We start from the raw sequence: 4,251 nt of genomic DNA, 5'->3' as shown, positions 1-4,251 counted from the left end.
GGTTCACCTTGTTTATACAGACGGTAGAGTTCAATGCGCTCGGCTAAGGTAAGTTGTTCATATCGGGTTCCCATGGCAACACCTTATACGGGTGTTGCACTTGTTTCGTGAATTCAGGGAATCCAGCCCGTCGATAGCGACTGCTGGTGATTCGTTGGGCGAAAACTGGATGCCCGCTGGAGCCTGCCCTCGAATGCTTAAATCGGGGGCGGGCATGACGATTTTTTTGTAACGAGTTTTAGATTCAGGACACTAGAATCTTTTTTTACTCCTGTCGCAGAAACTGCGCCTCTCGTCCATCATTTCGCCGCCAACTGTTTCAGATCGTCGATGACCTGCGCCGAATTGCGCGACGTATCGGCCTTCAGATAAACCCTGGCGATACGTCCCTGCGGATCGATCAGGAAGGTGTTGCGCTTGGCGAACTTGGCCACATACAGATTAGTGACCGAACCATAACGCCTGGCGACTTCGCCGTTCTCATCGGCGAGCAACGGAAACGGCAGCGAATATTTTTTCGCGAATTCAGCGTGCGAGGCGCTGGTATCGACGCTGACGCCGACGACTTCGGCGCCCATCGCGGTCAGTTGTTGCAGGTCATCGCGAAATTTGCACGCTTGTTCGGTGCAGCCTGGCGTGTCGTCTTTGGGATAGAAATACAGCACCAGCCATTTGCCGGCGAATTCTTCCAGGCTGCGCGTTTTGCCGTGCTGATCGGGCAGCATGAATTGGGGCGCCGGTTGCCCAACCTCCGGTATGACGCCGGCGTGCGCAAGACCACGCCACACCAGAAATACGATCCCGAGCAGCGTCGCATACAACAAAATCCATTTCATGATTCGGCTCTCAAAATGATGTGGCGTTGCCACGCGGTTCGTATTGCGGTTTTTCCCGCGCTTTTTCGCGCTCTGGCCGCTGGCCGAATTTCGGTTTGATGAACCGGATCGTCATGCGGTCGCTCTCGCCGATGGCCAGATATTTTTGGCGGTCGGTATCGCCCATGCGCAAACTCGGCGGCAAGGTCCACACGCCTTTCGGGTGATCTTTCGTATCTTTCGGGTTGGCGTTGATCTCGGCTTTATCCTGCAGCTTGAAGCCCGCGCTTTCCACTACCTGGATCACGTAGCCCTCTGTCATATAGCCCGAGCGGATCGAATCGTTCAGATCGGTTCCGGGTTCGGCGCGGTGCTCGACGACGCCGAGGATGCCGCCGGGTTTCAGGGCATCGTAGAACGCATTGAACATCGCCTGCGCGTTTTCTTCCTTGACCCAATTGTGCACGTTGCGGAATGTCAGGATCAGATCGACCGAGCCAGGCGGCGCGATGTCGGCGAACTCCGGCGCCTGCAGGTCGCTGAATATGACTTTGTCGTAAATGAGCGGATGCCGTTTCAACAAGGCGCGGTAATCGGCGTCTATCGTCTTCCGGTAATCGGGCACGCCCTTGGCGCGCAACGCAAATCCGGCAGCGTAAAATTTGCCCTGATCGCGCAGCACCGGCGCGAGGATCTCCGTGTACCAGCCGCCGCCGGGCCACACTTCGACGACCGTCATGCCGGGCTTGAGGCCGAAAAACCGCAGTGTCTCCTTCGGATGGCGGAAGCGGTCGCGCGTCTTGTTTTGTTCCGAGCGGTGCGCGCCCGCGATCGCCTTGTCGAGCGCGGCATCCGCGCTTTCGTCAGCGCCGGCATTCCATGAAAAAAGCGATGAAAAGATTGCGAACAGTGCAACCATCGGCCACAACGCTTTCGCGCGATACACGCAAGCTTTCGGATTCATGATTTTCCTTTCCGGATTCAGAGCAGACGAAGGACAAGATCAGTGCGCGAAGAATCAATAGACCAGCGCAAACGCGCATCGTGCGGGTAGTTCCTCAATCAGGCCGTTCGTGGTGCGGCATTCGTACAAAGGCGTCCGCCATTTTACGATAAAATCCCTGCACCTCCGGCGCCCACGCGGAGAGCCATACAGCCCCGGTAGCTCAGTGGATAGAGCAACCCCCTCCTAAGGGGTAGGTCACACGTTCGATTCGTGTTCGGGGCGCCAAATAAACAATGACTTAGCTTGGCTATTGATAAAACTGTGTGAATCGTGGACTTGTGGTGGACTTAAATATTTAGGCTTAAGCGGCTTACCGCAGGCCCTAACAGCAGGGTCAATCAGCGGCAACTCCTACCCAACGAAACCGAGTGGAAAACCGGAACGATGCCAGGCAGCATTAAAGGCACCCTAAAAAATTCTGAAGCAATGCGGCCCCCATGACTTCATCCGAAGATGGGTATCCGATTCGTATAGCAATCATGATTACCCCATTTTAGGCATAGGCCTTTGTCCCACGACTTTATTAGGCATGCCGGATCGCCCAGTACAACTCGCCCGGCCAACTCGGAAACATCGCGCCAAACCACGCATTGAACCGGAACCACGCGGGATAATTCTCCGCAAAGAAGCCGCCGCTACGAAAGCAAAATGCGCCCGACATGAAATCGACCTTGCACCCGCTGCGCTCGGCCATCTGCACAACACGCGTCGGGGAAAACACGCTCACATGCGGAAAATGGCCGGGAGTCGGCTTCGCCCGGGCTCGCAATCTTTTCTCCCGCCGCCGGCGAAAAAACTCGGGGGTCACCGGATGGCCGCCTATGACGAGAGCTCCCGATCGTAGTGACATCGCAATACGCCTTATGGCCAATTCGGGTTGTGAAAGATGTTCAAGCACATGCAGCGCAATGACCACGTCGAACCCGTCGGGGATCGTGAATTGATCGTTTTCGACATTGGCGGTGATGAACTCTGTGTACCCAGCGGCCCGCAGCGCCGCTTCCTGAACGCGGACATCGACGGCGTACCAACGATCATAGATCACCTGGTCTCGCTTCATTACCTTGAGCGACGAGCGCAGATACGCCAACATTTGCCCGCTATCGACCCCGATCTCGCATACCCGCAATGGTCGCCCCAAACGCTGTTGCTCCTCCAGCAAGAGGTGGAACATGTACCAGTAGCGCATGAGGCGTATCGGATAGCGGCTGGCCTTGGCGGCATCGGGGATGCCATAGCTACCCGCCCTTATCGCCTGATTGAGTTGAATATGGTCGGTGTCCCAGGATAGTGGCGAAAGGTTCATTTGAGTATTCCAGAAAGAAAATTTGATCCGCAGGGCAGGGCAGGCAAATGCAGTAACCGGTGTTACTCCTTAGAAGCGGGAGTGAGAGAGGTGCCGTTATGAAAGCGGTCACGCGGTCCATTGGTTCGAATCGGCGGCGGGAGGCAAGACCCGGAGCACGCTCCGCAATCGCGTATTTATGCGTTGTCACAGTTGCAAGCTGAACACTTGATAGTCGGACTGAAAGAGCACATTGCTCAATTGGAAAGCGGTATTGCCGCATCCGTGCCAAGTCCGAAGCACTGAGTTTAATCACGGACCTTTTTTTCGCCCTGCCTTAGCGTCTCTAACCATTTTCGCGGCTTGCTCTTGGCTCACCTTAGGCAAATCTGCCGAAGGTTCTAAGCCAGCAGTCCGCCGGGCCTCTGTCATTTTTAGATACCTCTTGAATCGCGGCTCGTTCTTGTATTCCGGGTGCAAGTCCAAAAGCACCTGCGGGCTCCGATATTTCACAAGTCCGCTGTGCGGCCGGTTCTCGATCAGTTCGCTCAAATGAAGCGAGTCCCATCCTTCGATTCCCGTGTGATCGCCGGTCAAAAATGCGCGCTCGGGTGGGCTCAAGTCTGACGCCGCCAAAGATGTTTTGCGCTGCACACGTCGGCGTGTGGTTGGCATAATCAAGACCCTCCCGGCCGGCCTAGCTTTTTAAGCGGCTCAAGGTCAAGATTCATCATTTTTAGCGCTGCCAACATCGCGGCGCGGCTGTCGCGTTCGAGCGCGCACGCCGGGTTCGCCTTCAGCTTGCCGTCATCGCCAACGAGAACAACGCCATGCTCGGCAATGATTACTTGCGCGTGCCGCATCCTGTCGAAACTTTCAAGCGCGGTCGCCAGTATCAAAAGTCCGCCGCTGTCGCTTATCTGGTACTCGGCGACGATGCTCTGCCAAAGCACTCGTGCTTCTGCGCGCAGTTGAGAAGGTGTGTTCTGTGCGGGTTTGAAATGTGCCAGGTTCATTGTCTGATCCTTACTTTCGTTAAAATCCGACTTCGCGAACGGTTCTGAAACTACCGGCCCCAAGTATTACATGGCCCTATGCCATTGTTTCATAAGCATAAGTTAGCCATGCCTGTATGTACCATATGC

The 4,251-nt window shown here is 55.6% G+C and carries 4 protein-coding genes and 1 tRNA gene; 1 reads left to right on the top strand and 4 read right to left on the bottom strand.

The genetic code is table 11. From position 1 onward, the window contains the following. Positions 1–299 precede the first annotated feature (299 nt). Positions 300–836, bottom strand: a complete 537-nt coding sequence (locus tag H0V78_04345) for a peroxiredoxin (GenBank protein ID MBA2351032.1) — start codon at positions 834–836, stop codon at positions 300–302. A gap of 10 nt (positions 837–846) precedes the next feature. After that, positions 847–1,779 carry a class I SAM-dependent methyltransferase gene (locus H0V78_04340; protein MBA2351031.1) on the bottom strand — a complete coding sequence of 311 codons (933 nt, stop codon included), beginning with the start codon at positions 1,777–1,779 and terminating at the stop codon, positions 847–849. A 191-nt stretch (positions 1,780–1,970) separates the two neighbouring features. On the opposite strand from H0V78_04340, the gene H0V78_04335 reads away from it, so the two are divergent. Beyond that, positions 1,971–2,046 (top strand) — tRNA-Arg (locus tag H0V78_04335). A 298-nt stretch (positions 2,047–2,344) separates the two neighbouring features. Here the strand turns inward: H0V78_04335 and H0V78_04330 are convergent. Beyond that, positions 2,345–3,127 (bottom strand): methyltransferase domain-containing protein, encoded by a 783-nt coding sequence (locus H0V78_04330; GenBank protein ID MBA2351030.1) that lies wholly within the window; start codon positions 3,125–3,127, stop codon positions 2,345–2,347. A gap of 656 nt (positions 3,128–3,783) precedes the next feature. Then, positions 3,784–4,122 carry a hypothetical protein gene (locus tag H0V78_04325; GenBank protein MBA2351029.1) on the bottom strand — a complete coding sequence of 113 codons (339 nt, stop codon included), beginning with the start codon at positions 4,120–4,122 and terminating at the stop codon, positions 3,784–3,786. Positions 4,123–4,251 lie beyond the last annotated feature (129 nt).

The organism is Burkholderiales bacterium, from assembly GCA_013695435.1.
GTDB lineage: Bacteria > Pseudomonadota > Gammaproteobacteria > Burkholderiales > JACMKV01 > JACMKV01.
The sequence above is the reverse complement of the archived record's forward strand: the minus strand, read 5'-3'. Positions and strand labels throughout refer to the sequence as shown.